This is a genomic window from Micromonospora sp. I033, assembly GCF_053890995.1.
Genome location: NZ_JBSSLX010000353.1, coordinates 1 through 3,318, shown reverse-complemented (window position 1 = coordinate 3,318; position 3,318 = coordinate 1). Strand labels below are relative to the sequence as shown.

The following is a 3,318-nucleotide window of genomic DNA, read 5'->3' as shown; positions in this document are numbered from 1 at the left end:
GCGCCAGGCGGACCGCCGGCCGTCGATTCCGCGCGCGCAGGCTGGCCACCCCGCGCGGCAGGAACCGACGGCCGGTGACCCGCTTGGAGGTGCCGGTCCGGTCCAGGTACGGCGTGACGCCGCCCAGGTGGAACGGCCAGCCGGCGCCGAGGATCATGCACAGGTCGATGTCCTGCGCCTCGGCGACGACGCCCTCGTCGAGCATCAGCCGGATCTCCTCGGCCAGCGCGTCCAGCGCGTTCTGCCGCACCTGCTCGGCGGTGAGCGGCTGGTCGCCGACCACGAGCAGCTTGGCGACCTCCTCGTTGACCTGGTCGTCGACCACGATCGGCTGGCCCGAGTCGGCGATCCGCTTGAGGTTCTCGCTGACGCCGAACCGGTCCGGGAAGGCGGCGTGCAGGGTGCCGCCCACGTGGTAGGCCACGGCCGGGCCGACCAGCTGGAGCAGGGCGAGCGGGCGCATCGGCAGGCCCAGCGGGTCCAGTGCGCTGTTCGCCACGTCCAGCGGGGTGCCTTGGTCGACGGCGGCGAACACGGTGCCGAGGAAGCGGGTCAGCAGCCGGTTGACCACGAACGCCGGGGCGTCCTTGACCAGCACGCTCGACTTCTTCAGCTGCTTGCCGACCGCGAACGCGGTGGCCAGCGTGGCGTCGTCGGTCCGCTCGCCGCGGACGATCTCCAGCAGCGGCAGCACCGCGACCGGGTTGAAGAAGTGGAAGCCGACCACCCGCTCCGGGTGCTCCAGGTCGGCGGCCATCTCCGTGATCGACAGGCTGGAGGTGTTGGTGGCGAGCACCGCCTCCGGCTTGACGATCTTCTCCAGCTCGGCCCAGACCTGCTTCTTGACGCCCAGGTCCTCGAAGACCGCCTCGATGACGAAGTCGGCGTCGGCGAAGACGGACTTGTCGACCGAGCCGCTGACCAGGCCGTACAGCTTGGCCGCGGTGCCCTTGTCCATCCGGCCCTTGCTGACGGCCTTCTCGATCTGGGTGTGCACGTAGCCGACGCCCTTGTCCACCCGCGACTGGTCCAGGTCGGTCATGACGACCGGCACCTGGAGCCGGCGGGCGAAGAGCAGGGCGAGCTGGCTGGCCATCAGACCGGCGCCGACGATGCCCACCTTGGTGACCGGGCGGGCCAGGCCCTTGTCCGGTGCGCCGGCCGGCCGCTTGGCCCGCCGCTGCACCAGGTCGAAGGCGTACAGGCCGCTGCGCAGCTCTTCGGAGAAGACGAGGTCGGCCAGGGCCTCGTCCTCGGCCGCGGTGCCGGCGGCGAAGTCGGCGTCCTTCGCGGTCTCCAGCAGGTCCAGCGCCTTGTACGCGGCCGGGACCGCGCCGTGCAGCCGCTGGTCGAGGGTCTGCCGGGCGAAGTAGAGCACGCCCGCCCACATGTCCTTGTCGACCTCGGGCCGGGTCACGGTGACCTCGCCCCGGACGACGCCGGCGGCCCACTCCAGGGAGCGCTCCAGGAAGTCGGCCGGCTCCAGCAGCACGTCCGCGATGCCCATCTCGGCCGCCTGCTTCGGCTTGAGCATCTTGTTCTGCATCAGCGGGTTCTGCAGGATCACCTGGGTGGCGGCGGGGATGCCGATCAGGTTCGGCAGCAGCTGGGTGCCGCCCCAGCCCGGGACCAGGCCGAGCGAGACCTCGGGCAGCGCCAGGGCCGCCGCGCCCGCCGACAGGGTGCGGTAGTGGCAGTGCAGGGCCAGCTCCAGGCCACCGCCCATCGCCGCGCCGTTGACGAAGGCGAAGGTCGGGACGGCGCTGTCCTTGAGCCGGGCGAAGACCCGGTGGCCGAGCCGGCCGATCTCCAGCGCCTGCTCGCGGTTCTCCAGCGCCGGCAGGCCGACGATGTCGGCGCCCACGCAGAAGATGTACGGCTTGCCGGTGACCGCGATGAACGCCGGGTCCGCCGCGAGCGCGGCGGTGATCGCCTCGTCGAGGCTGGTCAGGCCGGCCGGGCCGAAGGTGTTCGGCTTGGTGTGGTCGAAGCCGTTGTCCAGGGTGATGAGGGCGGCGGGACGGTCCAGCCCCGGTACGGCCACCTGGCGCAGCAGCGCCCTGGTGACGACCTCGTTCGGTGCGGCGAGGCTCACTTGTCTCCACCCTCCCAGTGCGGGTTCTCCCAGATCACGGTGCCGCCCATGCCGATGCCGATGCACATGGCGGTGAGGCCGTAGCGGACCTCGGGGTGCTCGGCGAACTGCCGGGCGAGCTGGGTCATCAGCCGGACGCCGGAGGAGGCGAGCGGGTGACCGATGGCGATCGCGCCGCCCCACGGGTTGACCCGCGGGTCGTCGTCGGCGATGCCGAAGTGGTCGAGGAAGGCGAGCACCTGCACCGCGAAGGCCTCGTTCAGCTCGAACAGGCCGATGTCGTCGATGCTCAGGCCGGCGATGCGCAGCGCCTTCTCGGTCGACGGGATCGGGCCGACGCCCATCACCTCGGGCTCGACGCCGACGAAGCCGTACGACACCAGCCGCATGCCGATCGGCAGGCCCAGCTCGCGGGCGGTCTCCTCGGCGACCAGCAGGGCGGCGGTGGCGCCGTCGTTCAGGCCGGCCGCGTTGCCCGCGGTGACCTTGCCGTGCGGGCGGAACGGCGTCTTGAGGGTGGCGAGCTTCTCCAGCGAGGTCTCCCGGGGAGCCTCGTCGGTGGTGGCCAGACCCCAGCCGGCCTCCGGGTCGCGGATCGCCACCGGCACCAGGTCGCCCTGGAGCTTGCCGTTGGCGTACGCCTTGGCGGTCTTCTGCTGCGAGGCGAGCGCGAACGCGTCGGTGCGCTCCTTGGTGATGTGCGGGACCCGGTCGTGCAGGTTCTCCGCGGTCGCGCCCATGACCAGCGCGGACGGGTCGACCAGCTTCTCCGCGATGATCCGCGGGTTGGGGTCGACGCCCTCGCCCATCGGGTGGCGGCCCATGTGCTCGACGCCACCGGCGATGGCGACGTCGTAGGCGCCCATGGCGATGCCGCTGGCGACGGTGGTGACGGCGGTCATCGCGCCGGCGCACATCCGGTCGATGGCGAAGCCGGGCACCGTCTTGGGCAGGCCGGCCAGCAGGGCGGCGGTGCGGCCGATGGTCAGGCCCTGGTCGCCGATCTGGGTGGTGGCCGCGATGGCGACCTCCTCCACCTTCTCCGGCGGCAGCTGCGGGTTGCGCCGCATCAGCTCGCGGATGCAGCGGATCACCAGGTCGTCGGCGCGGGTGTTGGCGTACATGCCACCCGCCTTGCCGAACGGGGTGCGGACGCCGTCGACGAAGACGACATCCCGAACTTCACGGGGCACTGAGAGCCTCCCTAGCCGGCACTGGCGTTT

Annotated in this window: 2 protein-coding genes; both read right to left on the bottom strand. The window is 71.9% G+C overall.

Annotation, left to right across the window (positions count from 1 at the left end):
* Window positions 1-2,095 (bottom strand): 3-hydroxyacyl-CoA dehydrogenase NAD-binding domain-containing protein (locus tag ACW0Q9_RS29920; RefSeq protein WP_456187025.1); only part of this gene is annotated, 2,095 nt, incomplete at its 3' end.
* Entirely contained in the window at window positions 2,092-3,288 is a 1,197-nt protein-coding gene (locus ACW0Q9_RS29915) for a thiolase family protein (protein WP_456187023.1), read from the bottom strand. The genes ACW0Q9_RS29915 and ACW0Q9_RS29920, both read right to left, overlap by 4 nt.
* Window positions 3,289-3,318: the final 30 nt, after the last annotated feature.